We start from the raw sequence: 23,918 nt of genomic DNA, 5'->3' as shown, positions 1-23,918 counted from the left end.
GCCCTGTGAAAAACAAGGCCAGCACTTCAACAACAAACTCGGGTTTTCAGCCACTACCGGCTGACTATTTAAATCAACTGCCAGCACCGAGCATTCGTCGCAGAATCGCCCTTAACCTCTATGAAATGTTGGTGCTCATGGGTGTGCTGGCCCTCACTTTTTTGGTTCCCCATCTAATCATCGGCGTTCTCGCCCAAGTCACGGCACCTGCTTGGTTCTTGATGGCTCACGCCTATTTAGTACTGGCGTTTTATTTCACTTGGTATTGGACGAAAACAGGTCAAACCTTGGCTATGCAGACTTGGCGCATCCAAATGGTTAGCGCTGAGGGCCAGTTACTCAAACGCTCACAAGCTTTAGCACGTTATGCGTATGGCTCACTGTGGCTCATACCTGCAGCCCTGTTGTTGTACGTCTCTTTACAAATCTATGGTCGCCAAAGTATGGGGCTGAGTTTTTCTTTGATCTTTTTTAGTATCACTTTATTTTTTTGGCCACTGACTGCGCTCTTGGATCGCACTCATCGCCAAATGTTACCTGATCGCTGGGCACATACCAAACTAGTACAACTACCCCGAACGATTCCGCATCCAATCAGCAGTAGTGAAAAATGATTGCATGAGGCGCTCAAAGAGCGGTCCTTGAATCTCTAAATCTCTCATCGCTGCACCCATACATTGCAACCACTGATCCCTTTCACTCAAACCGATGGGAAAAGGTAAGTGACGCGCTCTTAGACGTGGATGTCCATATTGCTGTACATAAAGATCAGGCCCACCCATCCAGCCACTCAAGAAGAGATAGAGCTTCTCTCTGGAGCTTGTTAAATCTTGGGGGTGCATTTGACGAATCCCTGCATAAGCCTGATCCAAATCCATCAAATCATAAAAACGATCAACCAAGGCTCTCACACCTTCTTCGCCACCGATTAATTCGTAGGTCGTTTTCTCTGTCATCACTCATCCATTAGGTAGCATCGCGTAACACTTGCAATGCTGAACTACGCGACACTTTACCATCGAGCCATAAGCCCCCAATCACACTGGCTATTGTGCCTGCCACAATACCGTAGATATAGAGGTTCAAAGAAGCCTGTAAGGGCATCTCAAAAACACGTTGAGCCAACAATGAACCCACCACGCTTGCAGCAATAGCAGCGAGTAGACCAGAGACCATACCGATCAAAATCAATTCTGTATAAAAAGCTTTGCGTACTTGCGCACTACTCGCCCCCAAGGCTTTCAACAAACCTGCGTCACGCATACGCTCGTCTTGCGTACTGGCCAATGCCGCACCCAGCACCAATATGCCTGCCGCAATGGTGAGCGAGAACAATAACTCAATCGCAGCGGACAATTTATCCAGAACATCTTGGACTTGTTTGAGTGAGGCATCCACGTCAACAACCGTTATATTGGGGAATTTAGCAACCAAAGCGATATCAGCAGGCAGATGTCCAATCTGTTCTTGATTTTGACGATATGCCGTAATCCAAGTTTGCGGCATGTCTTGCAAAGTCGATGGTGAGAGTATCGCAAAGAAATTCACTCGCATACTGGTCCAATCGAGTTTTCTGATAGAAGTAATTTTGGCATTGACAGACAAACCCGCCATATCAAATGTCAGTTGATCCCCTAACTTCAGACCCAAGGTCTTGGCAATGCCCTCTTCTATCGATAATTCATCACGCGCTACCTGATGCCAACGACCAGCAACGATACGATTACCCTCAGGAATATCAGTACCGTAAGAGAGATTGAACTCTCGATCAACGAGTCTTTGGGCTCGACCCTCGTCAAAATCATCAGGCGTGACAGTCTTGCCATTGATTTGGACTAACCGCCCCCGAATCATGGGATATAAGGTCACCTCTTCAATACCTACATTACGCAGGTGCTTCTCAACTTGTGGCGCTTGATCAGGCTGAATATTAATTAAGAAACGATTGGGTGCGTAGCTCGCCTGGCTCGTCTGCCATGCAGACAATAAATCATGGCGTACCACGGACAAAAGTAAGAGTGCCATCAGCGCAATCGCTAAAGACGCGATTTGCAAACTGGTAAATGCAGCACGCCGCGACATCGCTTGCCAGACAAAACGCTGAATCACCCCTTGAGCCAAAAATGCTTGCTGCGCAAGAAATGAAAGGCCGCGTACCAATAACCAAGCAAATACCCAAAAAAGTATCGCGGCAGCGGCAAAACCACCCAATGTATAAAGCGCTAACTGAGGGCTTTGCGCCACCACGAGAAGCAATAAAGCAAACGCCGCTAAACCGAGCAATAACACTAACCAAGCCGATACGGCGCGATAAGAAATCTCTTTACGCAAGACCATCAGTGGCGAAATCTTTGTTAAGGCAAATAAAGGCGGCCAAACAAAACCTAAAAGTAAAACCATGGCTACCAAGACAGCCCAAACAAATGGCCATAAAGAGCTAGCTGGTAACTGCGCGACCAAAAGGTCCTGCAAGAACCACAGCAACACCTGGTGGCCCAACCAACCGAGACCCGCTCCGAGAACGCCTCCCAGACAGGCCAAGGTGGCAGTCACACGAATATGATCTAACAAAATTTCCATGCGTGTGGCACCCAGGCATTTCCAAATCGCGCTCGCTTGCGCTTGGCGATTGACATAACGCCGTGCGGCTAAGGCAATCGCGACCGCAGCCACCATGGCGGTGAGTAAGGCAACTAATGATAAGAATTTTTCAGCTCGATCTAGGGTACTGCGCATCAGAGGTTGACTGTTATCAATACCTTCTACCTTGATCCCTCGTAAATCTTTCTGACTAATCGTTTGATCCACCCATGCTTGATATGTTTTTAATACTTGAGCATCACCTGCTAGCAGTAAACGATAAGTGACACGACTACCAAAACCAATCAAACCTGTTGCGGCTAGCGCATCTGCATGAATCATGACACGCGGTGCAAAATTTAAAAAACCAGCACCACGGTCTAACTCTTGATGAATGTAGGCCGTCACCCGAAAGCGGGCATAACCCAATTGCAAGGTATCGCCTAATTTAATTTGCAAGCTCGGCATCAGCGCTGGATCAATCCACGCTTCATCAATCCCAGGCGCGCCAGTAGCCACTCGACTATGACCTGTGGGCGTATCTCCCAAGAGTAACTGTCCGCGTAATGGGTAGCTGGGTGTGACCGCTTTGAGAGCGACTAATTTACTCTGCTCTCGATGGGTCGCCATGGTTGGGAAGACTGTGGTCTGCGCCGTTGTTAAACCACTTTTTTGCGCCTCATCTAAAAAATAGCGCGGTAATGGTTGATCGCTTTGCACCAATAAATCAGCACCAATGAGTTGCTTCGCATCTCGCTCGAAGGCAAGTTGCATACGATCGGCTAAAAATGCCACGCTACTTAAAGCCGCTACCGATACCAGGACAGCCAAAAACAACCAAATGAGTTCATTGGCACGCCACAAACGGTGGATGAAGCGCTTCATTAACGATCCTTATCAACACAAAAATGCTAAAGGTTGTAGGATAGTCCCTAGGAGACAAATATGCACAAACCATTTCAATGGCAAAACCCCTATCCCACTAGCCGTATTCCGGTTTTTGGTAGGAATATCGTTTCTACATCTCACCCCTATGCCGCTCAAGCAGGCTTAAAAATCCTGCACGAGGGCGGTAATGCGATTGATGCTGCGATTGCAGCCGCTGCCGCAATCACGATCTGCGAACCCGTCTCTTGCGGTCTTGGTAGTGATGCATTTGCAATTGTTTGGGATGGCCATAGCTTGCATGGTTTAAATGCTTCAGGTCACTCAGCGCAAGCCTGGTCCCCTGAATACTTCGCTGGCAAATACGGCGTCGATGAAAATGGTTTAGCAAAGCGTCCTAAAAGAGGTTGGGATAGCGTGACTGTGCCGGGTGCGATCGCTGGCTGGGAAGCCCTTCATCAAAAATTTGGTGCCCTACCTTGGCATCAAGTACTCGCTCCTGCTATCGAGATTGCCGCAAGAGGTTACGCAGTACCACCTGTGGTCGCCTATAAATGGGCAGCAGCAATTCCTGAACTCAAAGACCAAGCCGGTTTTGCCGATTGCTTTATGCCTTTAGGACGCGCACCTCATGTGGGTGAGCGCTTCACTATGCCTAGTGCCGCTAAGACCCTAGAACGCTTAGCCTTACATGGGGCAAAAGATTATTACCAAGGTCAAATTGCTGAACAGATTTGTCACGCCGCCAAGGAAAATGGCGCCGCCTTAAGCCTAGATGATTTGGCCTCATACCGCCCTGATTGGGTAACACCGATTAGCAAAAACTATCGTGGCTATGATGTGCACGAGATTCCGCCTAATGGTCAAGGAATTGCTGCACTGATTGCGCTAGGCATTCTGGAACACTTTGATATTGGCAACATTCCAGTGGATAGCAGTCTTAGCCAACATCTGCAAATTGAAGCCATGAAACTGGCTTTTAGTGACTTATACGCGCACGTGGCTGACCCAAGCAGCATGCAATATCGCACGGAAGATTTTTTAGACCCCGACTATCTTCGCGCGCGCGCAAAATTAATTGACCCTGACCATGCCATGCCGAGTCCACAAACCGGTATACCTAGATTGGGAGGCACAATCTACCTCAGTACTGCAGATGAATCTGGCCGAATGGTGTCTTTTATTCAGAGTAATTACATGGGCTTTGGCTCTGGGGTCGTTGTACCAGGGACTGGTATCAGTCTGCAAAACCGCGGCTTTGCATTTTCTTCTGATCCTCGCTCAGCCAATGTTGTAGCTGGTCGCAAACGGCCCTTCCACACAATCATTCCAGGTTTTCTGACAAAAACCGTGGCAGGACATGTGCAGCCGGTAATGAGTTTTGGTGTCATGGGTGCAGATATGCAGCCTCAAGGTCATCTACAAACTTTAGTGCGCATGCTCGACTACCAACAACAGCCGCAAGCTGCATGCGATGCGCCTCGCTGGAAAGTAAATCGTGACTACACTTTAGATGTAGAAAGCAACATGAATGCGCAGACAGTGAATGAACTCATTAAAAAAGGTCATCAACTCAAACGTGTCGATGACCCTTATATGGATTTTGGCGCAGGCCAGTTTATCTGGCGTTTATCAAACGAACTAGAGGATGGCTATGTGGCCGCCAGCGACAGTCGTCGTGACGGACACGCAGCCTCCTATTAATTGAGCGTCAAACCTTGTTTTTGCACAACGTCTTTGTAGACTTCAAACTCGGCTTTAATTTCTGCGGTGAATTGATCAGGTGTATTTGCAACAATAATCGAACCTGTATCTTCAATACGCTTGCGTAAAGCTGGGTCTTGCAATGCCTTTTGCATCGCTGCATAAATCTTATCAACCACTTCTTTAGGCATACCAGCAGGACCTAGCAAACCGTAATAAGCCATGCGGTTAACTGGAGCCAAACCCACTTCAGCAAATGTGGGCACATTAGGCATACCTGCTACGCGCTTAGGAGCCGCAACAACAATCGGTACTAAGCGATTATCTTTAATGAAGGGTAATGCTGAAGGCAAGTTATCAAAAATAATAGGAACCTGGCCTGCGACCGTATCGACCAATGCTGGGCCGGCGCCACGATAAGGAATGTGTACGATGAAGGTCCCTGTCAAGTTTTTAAACAACTCAGTCTGTAAATGGCCAATACCACCTGTACCTGAGCTCGAATAAGAAAACTTACCTGGGTTCTTCTTGATAATCTCTAGGAACGATTTGAAATCCTTACCAGCAAAGCTAGGATGCACAGCAATCACGTTCGGTGTAGCTGCAATATTAGTAATCGCCTGGAAATCTTTCACAGGGTCATAACCAATCTTTTTATTAATCGCTGGATTAGCAGCTGTGGTGGAGACTGTAGCCATACCGATGACATAACCATCTTTAGGAGCTTTCGCGACCTCAAGCGCACCAATAGAACCACCACCACCGGCTTTGTTCTCAACAATCACAGACTGACCTAAGGCTTTACCCAATGGATCTGCAACAGCACGGGCAATAATGTCTGTGGTACCGCCAGGAGCAAAAGGCACAATCAAACGAATTGGTTTATTAGGATATGACTGAGCAATCGCTAGGGTCGATGACAAACCTAAGGCGAGCATCAGCGCTTTTAACAGGCTCGAAACTTTCATAACATCTCCTCTTATCAAGTTTGTATTCATTTAAACACAGAAAATTGTTTTCTCAAATTCTCGTATCCCCTGTTCAACAATAGGGTAATTGATCTGTAAACCGATGATTTAATTAGGGAAGTTTTGTCAAAGAGGGTCTGACTGAGTAGGCCGCCTGAATGGGACGCATGAGTAGACCGTTTCAGGACAGATTGACTTGAATGCAAAAGGGCCTAGCGCTAAACTAGGCCCTTCACAAATTAAATGGCGCGGCTGGCAGGATTCGAACCCACGACCCCTTGGTTCGTAGCCAAGTACTCTATCCAACTGAGCTACAGCCGCATAAGACCGCTATTATGCCATGGAAATTAAAAACTACATAACTCCGCAGGGTCAGCAAAGACTTAAAGACGAGCTTTTACATCTACTCGATGTTGAACGCCCTGAAATCGTGCGCGTGGTCTCGTGGGCAGCCTCTAATGGTGATCGCTCAGAAAATGGCGACTATCAATATGGCAAAAAACGTTTGCGTGAAATCGATCGACGCATTCATTTTTTAACCAAGCGCCTTGAAGATGCCGTAGTAGTTGACCCTGCTGCGCGCGAAGAAACAGATCAAGTATTTTTTGGTGCCACAGTCAACTATCTCAATGCGGATGGTGAAGAAACCAGAATTTCAATTGTTGGGGTTGACGAGGTCGATGTCGATAAAGGCTACGTCAGCTGGATTTCACCGATTGCCAAAGCGCTTATCAAAGCTCGGGTTGGAGATACCGTGCAACTACAAACTCCCAAGGGGTCCAAAGCGATTGAGATTTTAGAAGTTACTTACCAAGCACTCGACTAATGCGAATCACATCCTGATTTTGTCGCAAACGTCGCATGACTTTGGCAAGGTGATAACGCCCTTCGACCTGAATCACGAAACGCATACTAGCGGCATGCTCAGTCAAGCGATCATCCATCGTCACGTGAGCAATATTGGCATCTGCTGAAGTCAATGTGCCCGCTATTCTGGCAAGGACCCCCTTACCATTGACCACATCGACTCGTATAGCCACATCAAAACTGCGCTTAATATCTTCAGACCAAATCACATCGACCCAGTGTTCAGGATCTTTATTGTGTAAACGTTGCGCATGACGACACTCACGCGTATGAATTTGCAAACCCTCACCTTTGCCCAAGTATCCCAAGATGACATCGCCCGGAATGGGATAACAACAGTGCGGGTACTGCACCGACTCTCCCTCAGCACCATCAATCATGATTGCTTGACGGTGATCAGCGGCCAAAGCCTGATCCCATGCTTGAGAATCCAAACGCATCTGTCCACTGCCAGAGTTCTCTGAAAGGATAAATTCAATTCTCTTGGCAATCACAGCGGGCACACGATGACCCATGGCAATATCGGCGCACAAATCATCACGTGTCTTTGATCCAGTCCAATAAATTAATTTTTCCCAAACTCCATCATCAAGCATAGCTAAATCAATCGCCTGCTGTCTGAGTGCTTGCAAAAGTAGGCGCTCACCTAGCTGAATAGATTCTTTGTAACGCTTTGTCTTCAAATCATGACGAATGGCAGCGCGTGCCTTACCGGTTTTAACGAAAGTCAGCCAAACAGGATTTGGTTGAGAGTTGGGATCGCTGGTAATTTCAACAATATCGCCATTGTTGAGCTCGGTACGCAACGGTAATTGCACCCCATTGACCTTTGCAGCCACGCACTGATTGCCTAAATCACTATGTACTGCATAGGCAAAATCAAGCACGGTAGATCCTCTTGGTAAAGCGCGGATTTGACCCTTGGGCGTAAACACATAAACTGCATCGGGGAATAAATCAATCTTGACGTGCTCTAAAAACTCCTGTGAGTCACCACTAATATCCTGAATATCGACCAATGACTGCAACCACTGGTGCGCTCGCGTTTGCATTTCTGTGAGGTCATTTTCACCATCCTTGTAGGCCCAGTGTGCTGCCACACCCTCTTCTGCCACTCGATGCATTTCTTGAGTACGGATCTGAAACTCCACCGGCATACCAAATGGTCCGACTAAGGTCGTATGCAAAGATTGATAACCATTGAGCTTGGGAATAGCGATGTAATCCTTAAATTTTCCAGGCATAGGTTTGTACAAACTATGCAACACACCTAAGGCACGATAACAATCATCAATACTTTTTACGGTGACACGAAAACCATAAACATCCAAAACTTCTGAAAAACTGAGATGTTTACTTTGCATCTTGCGATAGATGCTATAGAGCGTTTTTTCTCTACCTCTTAAATCCACTTCCAAACCAGATTTAGATAAGGCCATACGGGCAGCATCCAAAATCTTATTAACCATCTCTTTGCGATTACCCCGGGCACGTTTAATGGCCTTATCTAAAGTGGCAAAACGAAAGGGTGAAGAATGTCTAAAACTTAAATCTTGTAGCTCGCGATACACCATGTTTAAGCCCAAGCGGTGGGCAATCGGGGCATAAATCTCTGCAGTCTCTAAGGCAACGCGACGGCGCTTTTCTATGGCCATGGAGTCGAGCGTACGCATATTATGTAAGCGATCTGCGAGCTTGACTAAGATAACGCGTACGTCCCGCGCCATCGCCATAAACATCTTCCTAAAACTCTCCGCTTGAGCTTCGGCATGGCTTTGAAATTCTAATTTATCGAGCTTCGTTAGACCTTCAACTAACTCTGCCACTTTGGCACCAAAAATTTCAACCAACTCCTGGCGTGTACTGCCAGTATCTTCAATCACGTCATGCAACAGCGCAGCCATAATAGAAGGAGCATCTAGCTTCCAGTCAGCACATAATTCAGCGACAGCGAGTGGATGAGTAATGTAAGGCTCACCCGATTGACGATATTGCCCTAGATGGGCGTTATCAGAATATTGAAATGCCCGACGGATGAGACTCAGATCTTCAGGCTTGAGATGATCGAGCTTATCAATCAAGCTCGATACAGAAATAACTTGTGACTTAGGTGGAGCAGACGGCTGGGAGGTGGGGCCAAATAAATGGCGGCTCGACTGCTCTAAGAAGGCGGCAATGATGCCTTGCGCATCGACTCGCTCTGCCACCGGGCACCTCTCTTACAGAGGTACTTTAACCAACATGTCTCGATCGGTAACACCCGCTGCAACTTCACGCAAAGCCACGACAGTTGGCTTGTCCTTGGAGTTCACACGAGGTGCGTGACCCTGGGCCAACTGGCGTGCGCGATAAGTCGCTGCCAACACCAATTCAAAACGGTTGGGGATGGTTTTTAAACAATCTTCTACAGTAATACGTGCCATCTTTAATCTCTAATTAAGCATCAATACCTAAAGGATAACGCACTTAGGGAAATTTCTCCCAAAAATGCCTAATTTGATAAAACCCCTAACTGCTGAGCAAGGTCTTGATGACGGGCTAACTGACAATCTGCACGCAGACGCGTCGCAGAAATAATTTGTCTTAATTCGAATAAAGCAGCCTCGAATAAATCATTAATCACTAAATAATGAGCTTCGCGAACATGCGCCAACTCTTCTTTAGCAGCAGCAATTCTCTTTTGTATGGTTGCCTCATCATCTTGGGCACGTTTTTTAAGACGATCCTCTAGCGTTTCCAAAGAAGGTGGCAAGATAAATATCCAAGTCGCACTTGGAACTAATTTCTGAATTTGTCTAGCGCCTTGCCAGTCGATCTCTAAGATCACATCTTTGCCAGCTTGCATCTGACCTTCAATCCATGAACGTGAAGTGCCATAAAAATTACCATGCACTTCAGCCCATTCCAGAAAGTCCCCAGCATCGCGTCGCGCTTTAAATTCTGCTTCAGTCAAGAAATGGTACTCACGACCATTCACTTCACCAGGCCGAGGTGCGCGAGTTGTACAAGAAATAGAGAGTTGTAAGCTCGGATCTTTTTCCAATAAAGCATTAACCAAGGATGATTTACCGGCGCCCGATGGCGCCACAATCATCAACATACTGCCGGTATAAAAATGATTGGTCGCCATAGTTACTCCAAGTTTTGTACTTGCTCGCGCATTTGCTCAATCAGAATCTTAATTTCGATTGATGCCTGACTACTCTCTTGCGAGACCGATTTAGATCCGAGGGTATTGGCTTCACGATTGAGCTCTTGCATGATGAAATCCAAGCGCTTACCCACAGCACCGCCCTTATTAAGAGCCTGATCAATGGCATCTAAGTGGGTACACAAACGCCCTAATTCCTCTGCCACATCAATTTTGACACCATACAAAATGAGTTCTTGGCGCACACGCTCGGCAATATCTTGGCGCTGAATAGCTTGCCCCTGGGCATCTTGGCCTGCCAACATTTCAGTCAATTTCTGCTGCAGCTTATTTTGGTGAGCAGCAACAATCTGTGGCATGAGAGGCTCTAATTGCTTGACGATCTCACGTATCGCTCGGGTTTTCTGTTTCATGATCAGGGCTAAAGCCTGGCCCTCGCCACGTCTCGCCTCTTTCATAGTCGTGATGGCCTGGCGCACGACACTTAAACTAGCTTCACGCCAGGCTTGCTCGCTACCTTTAGCTTCTCTAATCAGACCAGGCCAACGCAAAATGTCTGCCATCCTTAATTGCCCAGCATCTGGCACAGAATGACGAATTTGCTCTTGCGCTAGCAGTAATTTTTGCAAAACATCTGGGTCAATCAGTTCTGCAGAGCTTGGGTTGCTGGCTTCCTCTAATTGATACTGCAAACGAATATCGAGCTTGCCCCGCTGAATATGCTGATGAACCAAATCACGAATAGCAAGCTCTGCAGGACGACATTCATCAGGCAGACGCAGGTTGAGATCCAGAAAACGACTATTGACCGAGCGGCACTCAGCGCTAATGCTGGCAAATAATCCACCCCCCAAATCAAATCTTTGGGATGCAGTACCATAACCGGTCATACTCTCTATCATTTAGCTATTGTAAAGTCTTACCATGACAACTATTCAAAGACCCAGCCAAAGACCCTATGACAGTTTGCGTCAGGTCAATATTCAACGCCATTTCACCAAACATGCCGAAGGCTCTGTTTTAGTCCAATTTGGCGATACACATGTACTCTGTACCGCGAGTATTTTGGATAAAGTGCCTCCGCATCAGAAAGGCTCAGGGGCGGGTTGGGTGACTGCTGAGTACGGAATGCTACCTCGCTCAACCCACACACGCTCTGACCGCGAGGCTGCCAAAGGTAAGCAAAGTGGCCGTACCCAAGAAATTCAACGCTTGATTGGGCGAGCACTGCGTAGCGTCTTTCAACTTGAGCTATTAGGCGAACGTACGATTCATCTAGATTGTGACGTTCTCCAAGCCGATGGGGGCACCCGAACTGCCGCCATTACCGGGGCTTTTGTCGCCGCACGCGACGCAGTCAACCAACTCTTAAATCAGGGAGTTCTACAAAAGGACCCCATCATCGACCAAGTCGCAGCGATCTCGGTAGGCATTTATCAGGGAGTCCCAGTGCTTGATCTTGACTATAACGAAGACTCTGCCTGCGATACGGATATGAATATTGTGATGACCGGCTCAGGCGGCATGATTGAGATTCAAGGGACAGCCGAAGGACAAGCTTTCTCAAAAGATGAGCTAAGCCAACTATTGCACTTAGGTGAAAAAGGTATCAAAGAGCTGATCGAGCTACAAAAGAAAACACTCTCACAGAACTAAGATGAAAGTTGTTTTAGCTTCCAATAACGCGGGGAAAGTTAAAGAGTTCAATGAGCTCCTCGCCCCCCTGGGTTTTGAGGTCTTACCCCAGAGCCTATTTGGGATTAGTAGCTGTGATGAGCCTTATCCTACATTTGTGGAAAACGCTCTCGCCAAAGCTCGCCATGCAAGTCGCTTAAGTTGCCTACCTGCGCTGGCTGATGATTCAGGCATCTGTGTCAAAGCCTTAGAAGGTCGCCCTGGCGTCTTATCAGCTCGCTACGCCCTCTCGGATCATAAAAAGTCACCTAGCGATGCAGACAATAACGCTCGCCTCATACGTGATTTACAAAACGTCACCGAACGCCAAGCCCACTTTATTTCTACCCTAGTCTATATTCGTTATCCAGAGGATCCAGAACCCGTCATCGCGACAGGCTACTGGCAAGGAGAAATCATCGACGAGGCCCGTGGCTCCGGTGGTTTTGGTTATGACCCCCACTTTCTCATTCCGGAACTCCATAAAACCGCTGCACAGCTGAGCGCTGAAGATAAGAATAAGCTGAGTCACCGCGGTCAGGCACTACAGCTGTTACTAAAACAACTGCAAGCTTTGGCATGAAACTTTCGAGCTTACCGCCGCTCTCTCTTTATATTCATTTTCCTTGGTGCATTAAAAAATGTCCTTACTGTGACTTTAATTCCCATCAGGTTAAAAATACCTCAGGGGATCCCAGCACAGGATTTGATGAAACTCGCTACCTCCACTGTTTGCGAGAAGACTTAAGCGCACAGTTGGCCAGTGTTTGGGGTCGTCGAGTCCACTCTGTGTTTATCGGTGGTGGAACACCTAGCCTGATATCTCCAACAGGTATTGCTCAGCTAATGTCCGATATTCGCGCCCTACTACCTATCAATGCAGATGCAGAAATCACCTTAGAAGCCAATCCTGGCACTTTTGAACAAGAGAAATTTCAGGCCTTTAAGGATGCTGGGGTCAATCGTCTATCCATTGGGGTGCAAAGCTTTAACGATACACATCTGCAATCTTTAGGGCGCGTTCACAATAGTGAGATGGCACAAGCTGCGATTCAATATGCGCAGTCTTTGTTTGATGAAGTGAATATCGATTTAATGTACGCCTTACCCCAACAAAGTTTGGCAATGGCTAAGCGCGATATTGAGACGGCAATTTCTTTTCAAACAAGTCACCTCTCGCTCTATCACCTGACCTTGGAACCCAACACGTATTTTGCTAAATACCCCCCGGTACTGCCTGAAGATGATCTCGCACACATCATGCAAGAAGAATTAATGGCCACGATCGCGGCTGCAGGATACGAACGTTATGAGGTCTCAGCGTATGCCAAAAAAGGCTCGCGTTGCCAACACAATATGAACTATTGGCAATTTGGTGACTACTTGGGAATCGGTGCGGGCGCTCATGGCAAGATCAGCTCCGCGTTTGGCATTCGCAGAACCACCCGAGAAAAACATCCTGAAAGCTATATGCAGCAGATGGAAAAAAATCCTCAGGTTTTCATTGAAGAGCGTGAACTCGACCGCCATGATCTACCCTTCGAATTCATGCTCAATTCCCTCAGATTAGTAGAAGGCGTCCCCACTGAGTACTTCAAAGAAAGAACTGGTCTTGAAATCAGCGTGATTCAAAGAGAAATCCAAGAAGCTTTACGCAAAAACCTACTCGACGAAGATCCTCGTTACTTGAAAGCTAGCCCATTAGGTATGCAATACCTCAATGAATTACAAATGCTTTTTCTCAAATAAAAACTCCCGTCAGAGCGAATCTATACGGGAGTTGTGTGTCTGGCGGAAGCTGTGAGATTCGAACTCACGAAGGACTCGCATCCTTGCCGGTTTTCAAGACCGGTGCATTCAACCGCTCTGCCAAGCTTCCAAAACAGCGATGATTATAGAGTGAAGTCGTCTTGAAGTCGATTTTTTCATTTTTCCGTCCCCTCCTACTGATAAAATTCATAAATGCTTCCATTAATCAGTGCAGCCGGACTCACCCTCGATACGGCCTATCAACAAATCAATCCAGCCCAATGGCAGGACCTATTGTCCCTAGCCCATGAGCGCGGCGCCTTAGATAAACGCCAAGCACTGTTTGCAGGACAAACGATTAATCATTCAGAGCAACGTGCTGCGCTTCACCCTGCTTTGCGTAATTTGAGTATGCAGCCCATGTTGATCGATGGCACAGATGTGATGCCTGAGGTCAAACAAGTATGGCAAAAAATGTCGGCGTTTTGTAATCAACTCATAGGGATCACCGACATCATTTGCTTAGGCATTGGCGGCTCTGACTGGGGTCCACGTTTAGTCTGTGATGCTTTGTACCAAGTTCGCCCCAAAGAGGGCAAATCGATTCGTCTTCATTTTGTTGCCAATGTAGATAGCGCTGAATTAGCCACAGCTCTAGCCAAAGCACAACCAAACAGCACGCGTGTACTCGTTACATCTAAAACGTTTACCACCTTAGAGACCATCCGCAATGCTCGTACGGTCATCAATTGGTTCAAACAACATCAATTAACACCTTCGCAGTTGAAAAAATCGGTGATTGCAGTCACCGCTAACGTACAGGCTGCTAAAGATTTTGGTGTCACAGAAGAGAATATCTTCCCTTTTTGGGATTGGGTGGGCGGTCGCTTCTCGGTATGGTCAGCAGTAGGCTTACCCATTGCCATCAAGTTTGGCTTTAGCGCATTCGAGGATTTTTTAGCAGGTGCTCATGCAATGGATCTTCATTTTAGAGATGCCCCAGCTCACGAAAATATGCCCCTGTTGCTGGCCCTCACCTTGATTCATAACCAAAGAACTCATGGTATCCAGGCAAAAGCCATCGTGCCTTACGCTCACGGTTTACGCTTTTTACCTGAATGGCTCCAGCAATTAGAAATGGAAAGTCACGGTAAAACGATTGGAATCGATGGCAGTGTCAGTGACCCGACTTCACCTGTCGTATTTGGTAGCGCCGGCAGTAATTCACAACACAGCTACTTCCAAATGCTGCACCAGGGTCAGCAAATCATTCCAGTGGACTTTATTGCGGTACGCGAACCGATGAGTCAATTATCGGAAGCTGCTGAACATCATCAATTACTGATTGCAAACTGTCTGGCGCAAGCTCAAGCGCTCGCTAATGGCTCAGAAGAAAAGAATGCCTACGACTCCTGTCCGGGTGGTCGACCCAGCAACCTGATCTGGTTACCTCGCCTAGACGCCTATCATCTTGGCTCACTTCTCGCTTTATACGAGCATCGTGCACTCTGTTTAGGTGCGATTTGGAATCTCAATAGCTTTGACCAACCCGGCGTCGAATTAGGCAAGCGCCTAGCCAAACCAATACAAGAAGCCCTCAAAAATCCACAGCAGGTATCCGAGGGTATCGATGCGATTACTCAAGCACGCCTCAATTGGCTCACACAACAATAGACCTATGGAACTCTCTACATCGATCTTCAAAGCGTATGACATACGCGGCATTATTGATAAAACTCTGAATGCTGATATTGCCGAACTGATTGGTCGCGCTTTTGGTAGCACCATGAAAGAACGCGGCGAATCTGTTTGTGTCGTCGGCCGTGATGGACGTCTATCAGGTCCAGCCCTCGTGCAAGGCTTGACTGCTGGTCTTTTAGCGAGTGGTATCGATGTGATCGACCTTGGCGTGGTCGCAACCCCAATGGTTTATTTCGGCACCAATATTCCTCTCAATGGTCGTCAGGCACAGTCAGGCATCATGATTACCGGCAGCCATAATCCACCCGATTACAACGGCTTCAAAATGGTGCTCGGTGGATCTGCCTTATATGGCGAGCAAATTCAGGCATTGCGCGAACGCATCGTGGCTAAACAATTTACGCATGGCCAAGGCACTCGTTCTGAATATCAAATTTTCCCCGAATATCTACAACGTATCGTCTCTGATGTGCGCTTAGCCAAGCCACTCAAAATCGCAGTCGATTGTGGTAATGGTGTGGGAGGTGCATTCGCAGGTCAACTCTTTCGCGCACTCGGGTGCGAAGTAGAAGAACTATTTTGTGAAGTCGATGGACATTTTCCCAATCACCATCCAGACCCTGCACACGTCGAAAATTTACAAGATCTGATTGAAAATCTACGCACCACAGATAATGAGCTTGGTTTAGCTTTTGACGGTGATGCCGACCGTTTAGGCGTTGTTACCAAAGACGGACAAGTGATTTTCCCAGACCGCCAAATGATGCTTTTTGCACAGGATGTACTATCCAGAAATCCAGGCGCCCAAATTATTTACGATGTGAAATGTACCCGAAATTTGGCTAAGCATATTCAGGCTCATGGTGGTCAAGGCCTGATGTGGAAGACCGGGCACTCTCTGGTCAAAGCCAAATTAAAGGAAACAGGTGCCCCATTAGCGGGTGAGATGAGCGGTCACATCTTCTTTAAAGAACGTTGGTACGGTTTTGATGATGGTCTTTACACAGGCGCACGTTTACTTGAAATTTTGAGTCGCTTTAACGATCCCTCAGCCATTCTGAATGGTTTACCGAATGCCATCTGTACCCCAGAGCTTCAAATGCCTTGTGCTGAGGGTGAGTCATTTGAGCTCTTAGAGAAAATCAAAGCAAACCCCCAGTTCCCTAGCGCCCAAAGTATCAATACGATTGATGGCGTACGCGTCGAGTATGCCAATGGTTTTGGCTTAGCTCGCCCCTCCAACACGACTCCTATCGTCGTGATGCGTTTTGAAGCAGATACACAAGAGGCAATCGAGGCTATCCAAGCAGAGTTTAGGCAAGCATTTTTGGCTGTGAAGCCCGATGCCCAACTACCTTTTTAGCTTTTTTAGCGTTCTGGTTTTGTAGCTTTTTTGGTTTTGTTTCGGTTTAGTTTTTATTTTTTTTAGTTTTTTGTTTTGCGTCTTGCAATGAATAAAGCCGGCATCAGCCGGCTTTGTAATTTGGTAATCCTGTCGATTAAATCGTAATTTTTTTTACTTCTTTAATCTTATTTCTCTCATCGACCAAGACAACCTTGGGGATAAAGGTAGCAGCATCTTGCTCACTCATCGGCCCATAGGTGCAGATAATTAATAAATCACCGACATGAGCCTTTCTAGCAGCAGCCCCATTGAGAGAGATCACCCCCGTACCACGACCCGCTTTAATAATGTAGGTTGAAAAACGCTCACCATTATTAATGTTGTATAGCTCAATTCTTTCATACTCGCGCATACCTGCTGCATCCAGCAAGTCTTCATCAATACCACACGAACCTTCATACTCCAAATCTGCTTCTGTCACCTTGACACGATGCAATTTGGCACGCAACATCACTCTTTGCATAAATACCCTCCGGTTGCGCATTCTACCTCGCCCGAAGGCCAATAGCGTTAAAATTTAGAAGCTTTAATTTATACCACCAATTAAATAGGGAAAGAATATGGCGGAAAATAACCAAAACGGCTGCTTGACAGTCGGTGAAGGCGTCAAACTAACCGGTAACTTTGTTGTGCCCGATATCGCCTCTATTTCAGGAACCATCGAAGGTGAACTCACAGCGCGTGAAATCCTAGTCGGTAGCACAGGCGTTGTGAAGGGTAAGGTCACCGCTGACGTTGTTGATGTGCGTGGCGAAATTCATGAAAACCTCACTTCTCGCAAATCTTTATTTATCCGCTCTACCGGCAAAGTAATTGGCTCAGTGCAATACGCCGAAATTGAGATTGAAAAAGGTGGGGACTTACAAGGTTCACTACAGAAAAACGATAACGGCTATAGTGCCGCTTAAGACTTTTGGAGAAGCGTATGTTTGGCAACAACAAAAAACCAGAAGACGGTTCAAATGAGTATGACAGCCAGAGTGGCCAAGAAGCTGCTGAAAACCTAGATCTTTCTCAGGTAGAAACTCCTACGAGCTCTGGATCCAATATGCTCAAGCCTTCTATCATCAGCGAAGGTTTTGAGTTTACTGGGGATATGAAATCAGGCGGCTCCATCACAGTCGATGGCACATTTAAAGGAAACCTATCGGTGCAGACCCTCTTGATTGGCGCTAACGGCCTAGTTGATGGCACAGTGAATGCCGATAGCATCAACGTCAAAGGTCGTCTACTAGGCACCATCGACTGTCGTGACTTGGTTATTGGCGGTCGCGCTACAGTAGATGGCAAACTATCCTATGCCAGCATTACGATTCAGCGAGGCGGCACCGTCAAGGGTGATTTAAAGCGTAAATAAAAACGCTCACTCAATAAGAAAGGGCTCTTCATGAGCCCTTTTATTTTTCTACTGTGAACTAAAAATTAACGCTTATCTTTTGCAGAGGCAATCACTGATTGAGCTTGAGTAGCAGGTTCACGATCAGCACCTTGAATAATCAAACCAACAATTTGCGCACCATGCTCAATACCTATAGAACCATAGGTGACATCACCCTTCACAGAGGCTGAGCGATGAAACTCGACACGCTCCGCTGCGTAAATATTGCCCTCTACCTTGCCTGCAACCATGACTCGATGAGCAAAAATATCGCCAATCACAGTACCATCGATACCAATCGCTACAGTGACCTTCGCCTCTGGCATGCTCTCGATATTGCCGACCACTTTACCGTCAATACGTAGGCTATCACCAACGGCCATACGACCAAAGATCTCTGAACTCTTGCCAATGAGCGTGTCAAAGCGCTCTTGGCTAGGCATTAATAAATTGTTTTTGTTGCGCTTACCAAACATATCTACTCTCCTCGTACCTGTTGGTACTGTATCAATATTCTTGTTTTTCTAGTTGAATTTTACTAAGTAAGGGACAATATACCTATTGAACATTACATTTTCCAATTTGCCCTAGGGACAGTATCAAAATATCCTTAAGATTCAACGATGAACCAAGAAATTTACGAATATCCCTTACAAAATGCCCAGGGAATTAGCTGTACCGCTCAGGCTTGGGCAAAAGTACCACGCCCTTTGTCTTTAGAAGAAAAAACAATCTTACGAGCTCAGATCAAAGAGCGATTGCAGGAGCAAAACGCTGTTTTAGTCGCACATTACTATGTCGATGCAGACATCCAAGATTTAGCTTGGGAAACAGGGGGTTTCGTTGCTGACTCCTTAGAGATGGCTCGTTTTGGTAAAAATCATCCGGCAAAAAAATTAGTCGTGGCGGGCGTACGCTTTATGGGCGAAACCGCCAAAATTCTGAGTCCTGAGAAAACGGTGCTCATGCCCGACTTAGACGCGACCTGTTCACTCGACTTAGGATGTCCAGCGGACGACTTCGAGGCATTTTGTAATGCCCACCCAGATCGTGAAGTAGTGGTTTATGCCAACACCAGTGCCGCAGTCAAAGCGCGAGCCGATTGGATGGTCACTAGCTCATGCGCCCTAGCGATTGTTTATGCCCTCAAGCAACAAGGTAAAAAAATACTATGGGCACCTGACCGTCACTTGGGTCGCTATATTGCCGAGCAAACGGGTGCTGATATATTGCTCTGGGAAGGGCATTGCATTGTGCATGATGAGTTCAAAGCCCAAGAATTAGAGTTGCTCAAAGAGCAATATCCTGACGCCCTCGTTTTAGTTCATCCTGAATCTCCTGCTGCCGTCGTCGCTCTAGCAGATGTGGTTGGCTCTACCTCAGCCATGATTAAAGCGGTAACAGACCGCACAGAGACACGTTTTATTGTGGCCACAGACAAAGGTATTTTGCATCGTATGCAGCAGCTGGCCCCTCATAAAACATTGATTGAAGCTCCAACTGCTGGGAATAGTGCCACCTGCAAGAGTTGCGCTCATTGCCCCTGGATGGCGATGAATGGTCTAGAAGGTATTTTGCATAGTCTAGATACAGGCAAGGGCGAAATCACTGTCCCAGAATCGATTCGAGTGGATGCTAAAAATTGTATAGAAAAAATGTTGCAATTTACCCAAGACCATCCCGAGTTATTGGCACAAGCTCAGCACGGCTTTGTTAAAAACATTGGAGCGGCCTAATGTACCAAAGTAATGAAACCCTGTCGGCCGCTATTGAACGCAATGTTCGTGAAGCATTGGTTGAAGATATTGGTCTATGCGACTATACCGCTCAATTAGTACCGGATGACCTCAAAACGGCTCGACTAATCGTACGCGAAGACGCCATCTTGTGTGGTGTGGCATGGTTTGAGGCTTGTCTAAAAACACTCGATCAAGACGCTCAGATTCAATGGCGTTACCGTGAAGGTGATGCCATGCAGGCCAACAGTGAAGTATGTTTTATTCAAGCACGTGCTCGCGCGCTTTTATCAGCTGAACGCCCCGCCCTCAATTTTCTACAAACCCTCTCAGCAACCGCAACAATCACGCACGCTTATGTAAAAGCGATTGAAGGTGCTAGCCCCAATCCTCATGGTTGTCATATTTTAGATACTAGAAAAACTTTGCCCGGGCTCAGACAAGCACAAAAATACGCAGTGACGGTCGGCGGCGGTCAAAACCAACGCCTTGCTTTATGGGATGGCATTTTGATCAAAGAAAATCATATTGCAGCTGCGGGTGGCATCACTCAAGCACTTCAACAAGCTCAGGCACTCAATGCCCCTGTCAGTATTCAGATTGAAGTAGAAAATCTTCTTGAACTGAAGGAAGCCCTAGATGCCGGCGCAACCAGCATTCTCTTAGATAACTTTTCTACCGATCAAATGCGCGAAGCTGTCCAACTGACCGCAGGTCGTGCCTTGCTAGAGGCTTCTGGGGGCGTCGACTTAGTCCAGGTCCGCGAGATAGCCGCCACAGGAGTCGATCGCATTTCGATTGGCAAGCTCACCAAAGACGTGGCCGCCACAGATTATTCACTAAGGGTGATGGCCTAATTTAATTTATTTTTGATTTGGGCATCGGCGTCAGAATTGTTGGGTAAGAAACGCTCCAGCTTTGCGGATAATCACGGCTGTAATGCAAGCCACGACTCTCTTTACGCATGAGCGCTGAACGTACGATCAATTCTGCACAGGTCAAAAGATTACGCAATTCCAATAGATCACGACTCACTCTAAAGTTAGAGTAATACTCCTGCACTTCACTTTGGAGAAGCTCAATACGGTGTAAAGCACGCTCAAGACGCCGATTAGTTCTCACAATGCCCACATAGTTCCACATCAACAAACGCAACTCATCCCAGTTATGGGCAATCACAACACTTTCATCGGCATCTTCGACGCGCGACTCATCCCAGGGCAAGATAGCAGGCTGTACATGCGGGCTTTCTTGATCAATTTGCCGTGCTGCTGCTTTGCCAATCACAACACACTCGAGCAATGAATTACTTGCTAGACGATTGGCGCCATGTAAACCCGTATAGGTGGCCTCACCCACCGCATAAAGACCCGGTAAATCAGTCTGACCCTGTAAGTTGGTAACTACTCCTCCACAGGTATAGTGCGCCGCAGGCACCACTGGAATAGGCTCTTTGGCTATGTCAATGCCCAAAGCCTGGCATCTTGCATAAATATTGGGGAAATGTTCTTTAATTTTTTGCTCGCCTAAATGCGTGGCGTCTAGCAACACATAATCAAGACCATGCTTTTTCATTTCAAAATCGATAGCACGCGCCACAATGTCCCGCGGAGCCAACTCAGCACGGGCATCATGGTGTGGCATAAATCGCGTGCCATCGGGTAACTTGAGCTGAGCCCCTTCGCCTCTTAAGGCTTCGGTAATGAGAAAAGTTCGATCCTGGGGGTGATACAAGCAAGTAGGATGAAACTGAACAAATTCCATATTGCCTACACGGCAACCTGCCCGCCAAGCCATGGCAATGCCATCACCAGTAGCAGTTTCAGGGTTACTGGTGTAACGATAAACCTTACCCACACCACCTGTTGCTAAAACAACAGCTTGGGCAGCGAGGGTCTCTATCTGCCCCTTTTCAATATCTAATGCATAAACGCCATAACAAGCTTGTGCTTTGCTAGATTTTTTTTGCTCAGCAAGATGCTTATTCGTAATCAGATCTAAAGCCATACACTTTTCACGAATCTGAATGCGTGGATGTTGTTTTGCTTTAGCTAACAAAACCTGATGAATCGCCCAACCCGTAGCATCGGCTGCATGGGCAATACGTCGATAGCTATGCCCACCTTCACGCGTCAAATGTAAGCCCTTAGGGCCTTCAGGATCTGGGGTAAAGGGCACCCCCTGCTCAATCAACCAATCAATCGCCAAGGAACTTTGCTCAGCAATATAGCGCGCGGTCGACTCAACGACCAAGCCCGCACCTGCCTCAACTGTATCTTTAACATGAGCATCGACACTATCTTGCTCATCAATCACGCCCACAATACCGCCTTGCGCCCAGGCGGTGGCAGACTCTTCTAAGTGTCTTTTGGCCAAAAGAATGACGGTATGTTTTTCTGCGAGCTCTAAAGCCACAGTTAATCCGGCTAAACCTGCGCCTATAACTACAATCGGTTGTTCAGTAGCAGCCATTACACGATTATCTTCAATGATTTAGAGTTTTGCTGAATGTTCACGCGTTTCATGAAAGACAATTTGTGGCCAACGCTCCTGGGTGACACGCAAATTGACAGAAGAGGTCGCTAAAAACGCTAAGTTATCAGCCGCATCATGAGCTAATTGATGGCCTGCTGATGATTTTTCAAAGTCAGCCAGTATTTTTTTATCTTCACAACTGATCCAACGTGCGCAATGAATACTGGAGTTTTCAAATACAGCATCCACACCATATTCATTCAGTAAGCGACTGGCCACGACTTCAAACTGCAAAGCCCCCACCGCTCCCAAAATCAAATCACTGCTATTGACAGGTCGAAACACTTGAACAGCGCCTTCCTCACCGAGTTGTTGTAGACCTTTTTGGAGTTGCTTGATTTTCATGGGGTTACGAATTCTGGCGACACGGAAAAAGTCAGGTGCAAAAAATGGGATACCGGTGTATTGCAACATTTCACCTTCAGAAAAACTATCGCCAATTTGCATATTGCCGTGATTGGGTAAACCAATGATATCCCCCGCGTAAGCTTCTTCTACCTGCTCACGTGATGAAGCCATGAAGGTCACCACATTGGATACCTTGACCTCACGCGCAATACGCAAATGGTTAATCTTCATGCCCCGCTCAAAACGTCCGGAACACACTCGTAAGAAAGCAATGCGATCACGATGTGCTGGATCCATATTGGCTTGAATCTTAAAGACAAAGCCTGAGAACTTATTTTCTTGAGGCTTAACCACGCGCACCGTAGCATCACGCTCACGAGGCCCCGGCGCCCAATCTAAGAGGGCATTCAGAATCTCTCGAACACCAAAGTTGTTGATCGCCGAACCAAAGAAAACAGGAGTTTGAATACCGTTTAAAAAACGCTCCAAATTAAATGCATGCGATGCACCTCTCACTAGCTCGACTTCGAGTTGTAACTGCGCCATCTCGTCAGGGAATAACTCATGTAGTTTGGGGTTGTCGATGCCTTTGACTAACTCGAATTCTTGATCAGCTCGGTCATTACCAGGAGAAAAAAGTAGGATTTCATCACGAATTAAGTGATAGACGCCACGGAAATTCTTACCCATCCCGATAGGCCATGTCACTGGTGCACATTCAATTTTGAGAATCGACTCTAGCTCATCCATGAGCTCCATAGGATCACGCGTCTCGCGGTCCATCTTATTCACAAATGTAATGATGGGAGTATGTCGCATCCGACATACATTCAATAACTTAATGGTTTGCTCTTCAACACCTTTGGCAGCATCAATGACCATCAATGCCGAATCCACCGCCGTTAAGACGCGATAGGTATCTTCCGAAAAGTCTTGGTGGCCTGGGGTATCTAATAAATTAATTACATGATCACGGTACTCAAACTGCATGACTGAGCTGGCCACGGAAATTCCTCTTTGCTTTTCAATTTCCATCCAGTCTGAAGTCGCATGACGTCCGCTTTTACGTGCCTTAACCGTACCCGCCAATTGAATCGCCCCTGAAAACATCAAGAGCTTTTCTGTCAGCGTTGTTTTACCAGCGTCAGGGTGGGAAATAATGCCAAAAGTACGGCGGCGAGCTACTTCCTTGGCGATATCGGAGCTTATTGTCATAATATTCACTTCTAGTAAGCCC

The 23,918-nt window shown here is 46.9% G+C and carries 23 protein-coding genes and 2 tRNA genes; 12 read left to right on the top strand and 13 right to left on the bottom strand.

Going from position 1 to position 23,918, the window contains the following annotated elements; translation table 11 throughout:
- The first annotated feature begins 5 nt into the window (after nucleotides 1-5).
- Entirely contained in the window at nucleotides 6-614 is a 609-nt protein-coding gene (locus ICE94_RS06275; protein ID WP_370623780.1) for an RDD family protein, read from the top strand.
- Here ICE94_RS06275 and ICE94_RS06270 read toward each other — a convergent pair.
- Together ICE94_RS06270 and ICE94_RS06265 are read right to left on the bottom strand one after the other, a co-directional pair.
- A complete protein-coding gene (locus tag ICE94_RS06270) occupies nucleotides 570-956 on the bottom strand; it encodes a group II truncated hemoglobin (protein WP_216149912.1) in 387 nt (128 codons plus the stop codon). The genes ICE94_RS06275 and ICE94_RS06270 overlap by 45 nt on opposite strands.
- A 10-nt stretch (nucleotides 957-966) precedes the next feature.
- Nucleotides 967-3,465 (bottom strand): ABC transporter permease, encoded by a 2,499-nt coding sequence (locus ICE94_RS06265; protein ID WP_216149910.1) that lies wholly within the window; start codon nucleotides 3,463-3,465, stop codon nucleotides 967-969.
- A 60-nt stretch (nucleotides 3,466-3,525) separates the two neighbouring features.
- Between ICE94_RS06265 and ICE94_RS06260 the strand changes: the two genes are divergently transcribed.
- Entirely contained in the window at nucleotides 3,526-5,169 is a 1,644-nt protein-coding gene (locus tag ICE94_RS06260; protein WP_216149908.1) for a gamma-glutamyltransferase family protein, read from the top strand.
- On the opposite strand, the gene ICE94_RS06255 is transcribed toward ICE94_RS06260, so the two are convergent.
- Together ICE94_RS06255 and ICE94_RS06250 are read right to left on the bottom strand one after the other, a co-directional pair.
- A complete protein-coding gene (locus ICE94_RS06255; protein ID WP_216149906.1) occupies nucleotides 5,166-6,137 on the bottom strand; it encodes a tripartite tricarboxylate transporter substrate binding protein BugE in 972 nt (323 codons plus the stop codon). The genes ICE94_RS06260 and ICE94_RS06255 overlap by 4 nt on opposite strands.
- Nucleotides 6,138-6,381: 244 nt before the next feature.
- Nucleotides 6,382-6,458, bottom strand: a tRNA-Arg gene (locus ICE94_RS06250).
- Between the two features lie 19 nt (nucleotides 6,459-6,477).
- On the opposite strand from ICE94_RS06250, the gene greB reads away from it, so the two are divergent.
- Nucleotides 6,478-6,963, top strand: coding sequence for a transcription elongation factor GreB (greB, locus tag ICE94_RS06245; protein ID WP_216149904.1), 486 nt, complete (start codon nucleotides 6,478-6,480; stop codon nucleotides 6,961-6,963).
- Here the strand turns inward: greB and ICE94_RS06240 are convergent.
- The 4 genes from ICE94_RS06240 to ICE94_RS06225 form a co-directional block, all read right to left on the bottom strand.
- Nucleotides 6,941-9,211, bottom strand: a complete 2,271-nt coding sequence (locus ICE94_RS06240; protein ID WP_216149902.1) for a RelA/SpoT family protein — start codon at nucleotides 9,209-9,211, stop codon at nucleotides 6,941-6,943. The two genes, greB and ICE94_RS06240, sit on opposite strands and share 23 nt — an antisense overlap.
- Before the next feature lie 12 nt (nucleotides 9,212-9,223).
- Nucleotides 9,224-9,427: a DNA-directed RNA polymerase subunit omega gene (gene rpoZ, locus ICE94_RS06235; protein ID WP_216149900.1), complete on the bottom strand. Its 204-nt coding sequence runs from the start codon at nucleotides 9,425-9,427 to the stop codon at nucleotides 9,224-9,226.
- 68 nt (nucleotides 9,428-9,495) lie between these two features.
- On the bottom strand, nucleotides 9,496-10,134 hold the full coding sequence (gmk, locus tag ICE94_RS06230) for a guanylate kinase (protein ID WP_216149898.1): 639 nt from the start codon (nucleotides 10,132-10,134) through the stop codon (nucleotides 9,496-9,498).
- A gap of 2 nt (nucleotides 10,135-10,136) precedes the next feature.
- The gene (locus tag ICE94_RS06225) at nucleotides 10,137-11,057 is read right to left on the bottom strand and encodes a YicC/YloC family endoribonuclease (RefSeq protein WP_216149896.1); all 921 of its coding nucleotides are present in this window, start codon (nucleotides 11,055-11,057) and stop codon (nucleotides 10,137-10,139) included.
- A gap of 22 nt (nucleotides 11,058-11,079) precedes the next feature.
- Here ICE94_RS06225 and rph point away from each other — a divergent pair, with 22 nt between their 5' ends.
- Genes rph through hemW form a run of 3 tightly spaced genes read left to right on the top strand, consistent with a single transcriptional unit; the run spans nucleotide 11,080 to nucleotide 13,578 of the window.
- Nucleotides 11,080-11,811, top strand: coding sequence for a ribonuclease PH (rph, locus tag ICE94_RS06220; RefSeq protein ID WP_216149894.1), 732 nt, complete (start codon nucleotides 11,080-11,082; stop codon nucleotides 11,809-11,811).
- A 1-nt stretch (nucleotide 11,812) separates the two neighbouring features.
- Nucleotides 11,813-12,412, top strand: a complete 600-nt coding sequence (gene rdgB / locus ICE94_RS06215; RefSeq protein WP_216149892.1) for an RdgB/HAM1 family non-canonical purine NTP pyrophosphatase — start codon at nucleotides 11,813-11,815, stop codon at nucleotides 12,410-12,412.
- Nucleotides 12,409-13,578 carry a radical SAM family heme chaperone HemW gene (hemW, locus tag ICE94_RS06210; RefSeq protein WP_216149890.1) on the top strand — a complete coding sequence of 390 codons (1,170 nt, stop codon included), beginning with the start codon at nucleotides 12,409-12,411 and terminating at the stop codon, nucleotides 13,576-13,578. The genes rdgB and hemW overlap by 4 nt, the downstream gene beginning before the upstream one ends.
- A gap of 40 nt (nucleotides 13,579-13,618) precedes the next feature.
- Here hemW and ICE94_RS06205 read toward each other — a convergent pair.
- Nucleotides 13,619-13,708, bottom strand: a tRNA-Ser gene (locus ICE94_RS06205).
- 83 nt (nucleotides 13,709-13,791) lie between these two features.
- Here ICE94_RS06205 and pgi point away from each other — a divergent pair.
- Both pgi and ICE94_RS06195 read left to right on the top strand, forming a co-directional pair.
- Nucleotides 13,792-15,252 carry a glucose-6-phosphate isomerase gene (pgi, locus tag ICE94_RS06200; RefSeq protein ID WP_216149888.1) on the top strand — a complete coding sequence of 487 codons (1,461 nt, stop codon included), beginning with the start codon at nucleotides 13,792-13,794 and terminating at the stop codon, nucleotides 15,250-15,252.
- A gap of 4 nt (nucleotides 15,253-15,256) precedes the next feature.
- Complete coding sequence (locus ICE94_RS06195; protein ID WP_216149886.1) at nucleotides 15,257-16,642, top strand: phosphomannomutase/phosphoglucomutase; 1,386 nt, start codon at nucleotides 15,257-15,259, stop codon at nucleotides 16,640-16,642.
- A gap of 136 nt (nucleotides 16,643-16,778) precedes the next feature.
- Here the strand turns inward: ICE94_RS06195 and panD are convergent, their stop codons facing one another.
- Nucleotides 16,779-17,147: an aspartate 1-decarboxylase gene (gene panD, locus ICE94_RS06190; protein WP_216149884.1), complete on the bottom strand. Its 369-nt coding sequence runs from the start codon at nucleotides 17,145-17,147 to the stop codon at nucleotides 16,779-16,781.
- Between the two features lie 97 nt (nucleotides 17,148-17,244).
- On the opposite strand from panD, the gene ICE94_RS06185 reads away from it, so the two are divergent.
- Nucleotides 17,245-17,592, top strand: coding sequence for a polymer-forming cytoskeletal protein (locus tag ICE94_RS06185; protein WP_216149882.1), 348 nt, complete (start codon nucleotides 17,245-17,247; stop codon nucleotides 17,590-17,592).
- Between the two features lie 17 nt (nucleotides 17,593-17,609).
- A complete protein-coding gene (locus tag ICE94_RS06180; protein WP_216149880.1) occupies nucleotides 17,610-18,041 on the top strand; it encodes a polymer-forming cytoskeletal protein in 432 nt (143 codons plus the stop codon).
- 65 nt (nucleotides 18,042-18,106) lie between these two features.
- On the opposite strand, the gene ICE94_RS06175 is transcribed toward ICE94_RS06180, so the two are convergent.
- Entirely contained in the window at nucleotides 18,107-18,538 is a 432-nt protein-coding gene (locus tag ICE94_RS06175; RefSeq protein ID WP_216149878.1) for a polymer-forming cytoskeletal protein, read from the bottom strand.
- 147 nt (nucleotides 18,539-18,685) lie between these two features.
- On the opposite strand from ICE94_RS06175, the gene nadA reads away from it, so the two are divergent.
- Both nadA and nadC read left to right on the top strand, forming a co-directional pair.
- On the top strand, nucleotides 18,686-19,798 hold the full coding sequence (gene nadA / locus ICE94_RS06170) for a quinolinate synthase NadA (RefSeq protein WP_216149876.1): 1,113 nt from the start codon (nucleotides 18,686-18,688) through the stop codon (nucleotides 19,796-19,798).
- Nucleotides 19,798-20,655 (top strand): carboxylating nicotinate-nucleotide diphosphorylase, encoded by an 858-nt coding sequence (gene nadC, locus ICE94_RS06165; RefSeq protein ID WP_216149874.1) that lies wholly within the window; start codon nucleotides 19,798-19,800, stop codon nucleotides 20,653-20,655. The genes nadA and nadC overlap by 1 nt, the downstream gene beginning before the upstream one ends.
- A gap of 1 nt (nucleotide 20,656) precedes the next feature.
- On the opposite strand, the gene nadB is transcribed toward nadC, so the two are convergent.
- Together nadB and ICE94_RS06155 are read right to left on the bottom strand one after the other, a co-directional pair.
- Complete coding sequence (nadB, locus tag ICE94_RS06160) at nucleotides 20,657-22,270, bottom strand: L-aspartate oxidase (RefSeq protein ID WP_216149872.1); 1,614 nt, start codon at nucleotides 22,268-22,270, stop codon at nucleotides 20,657-20,659.
- Between the two features lie 21 nt (nucleotides 22,271-22,291).
- On the bottom strand, nucleotides 22,292-23,896 hold the full coding sequence (locus tag ICE94_RS06155; protein WP_216149870.1) for a peptide chain release factor 3: 1,605 nt from the start codon (nucleotides 23,894-23,896) through the stop codon (nucleotides 22,292-22,294).
- Between the last annotated feature and the right edge of the window lie 22 nt (nucleotides 23,897-23,918).

The sequence above is a fragment of the Polynucleobacter sp. MWH-Loch1C5 genome (assembly GCF_018881775.1).
Taxonomy (GTDB): domain Bacteria; phylum Pseudomonadota; class Gammaproteobacteria; order Burkholderiales; family Burkholderiaceae; genus Polynucleobacter.
This window is presented reverse-complemented; position numbering and strand designations above follow the sequence as displayed.

Coding starts and splice junctions, on each gene's coding strand:
- rph (WP_216149894.1), top strand. CDS start 11,080: ATGACAACTATTCAAAGACCCAGCCAAAGACCCTATGACAGTTTGCGT.
- ICE94_RS06255 (WP_216149906.1), bottom strand. CDS start 6,137: ATGAAAGTTTCGAGCCTGTTAAAAGCGCTGATGCTCGCCTTAGGTTTG.
- panD (WP_216149884.1), bottom strand. CDS start 17,147: ATGCAAAGAGTGATGTTGCGTGCCAAATTGCATCGTGTCAAGGTGACA.
- greB (WP_216149904.1), top strand. CDS start 6,478: ATGGAAATTAAAAACTACATAACTCCGCAGGGTCAGCAAAGACTTAAA.
- ICE94_RS06225 (WP_216149896.1), bottom strand. CDS start 11,057: ATGATAGAGAGTATGACCGGTTATGGTACTGCATCCCAAAGATTTGAT.
- ICE94_RS06260 (WP_216149908.1), top strand. CDS start 3,526: ATGCACAAACCATTTCAATGGCAAAACCCCTATCCCACTAGCCGTATT.
- pgi (WP_216149888.1), top strand. CDS start 13,792: ATGCTTCCATTAATCAGTGCAGCCGGACTCACCCTCGATACGGCCTAT.
- ICE94_RS06155 (WP_216149870.1), bottom strand. CDS start 23,896: ATGACAATAAGCTCCGATATCGCCAAGGAAGTAGCTCGCCGCCGTACT.
- ICE94_RS06185 (WP_216149882.1), top strand. CDS start 17,245: ATGGCGGAAAATAACCAAAACGGCTGCTTGACAGTCGGTGAAGGCGTC.
- nadA (WP_216149876.1), top strand. CDS start 18,686: ATGAACCAAGAAATTTACGAATATCCCTTACAAAATGCCCAGGGAATT.
- ICE94_RS06270 (WP_216149912.1), bottom strand. CDS start 956: ATGACAGAGAAAACGACCTACGAATTAATCGGTGGCGAAGAAGGTGTG.
- rpoZ (WP_216149900.1), bottom strand. CDS start 9,427: ATGGCACGTATTACTGTAGAAGATTGTTTAAAAACCATCCCCAACCGT.
- hemW (WP_216149890.1), top strand. CDS start 12,409: ATGAAACTTTCGAGCTTACCGCCGCTCTCTCTTTATATTCATTTTCCT.
- ICE94_RS06180 (WP_216149880.1), top strand. CDS start 17,610: ATGTTTGGCAACAACAAAAAACCAGAAGACGGTTCAAATGAGTATGAC.
- nadC (WP_216149874.1), top strand. CDS start 19,798: ATGTACCAAAGTAATGAAACCCTGTCGGCCGCTATTGAACGCAATGTT.
- ICE94_RS06195 (WP_216149886.1), top strand. CDS start 15,257: ATGGAACTCTCTACATCGATCTTCAAAGCGTATGACATACGCGGCATT.
- rdgB (WP_216149892.1), top strand. CDS start 11,813: ATGAAAGTTGTTTTAGCTTCCAATAACGCGGGGAAAGTTAAAGAGTTC.
- ICE94_RS06265 (WP_216149910.1), bottom strand. CDS start 3,465: ATGAAGCGCTTCATCCACCGTTTGTGGCGTGCCAATGAACTCATTTGG.
- ICE94_RS06175 (WP_216149878.1), bottom strand. CDS start 18,538: ATGTTTGGTAAGCGCAACAAAAACAATTTATTAATGCCTAGCCAAGAG.
- gmk (WP_216149898.1), bottom strand. CDS start 10,134: ATGGCGACCAATCATTTTTATACCGGCAGTATGTTGATGATTGTGGCG.
- nadB (WP_216149872.1), bottom strand. CDS start 22,270: ATGGCTGCTACTGAACAACCGATTGTAGTTATAGGCGCAGGTTTAGCC.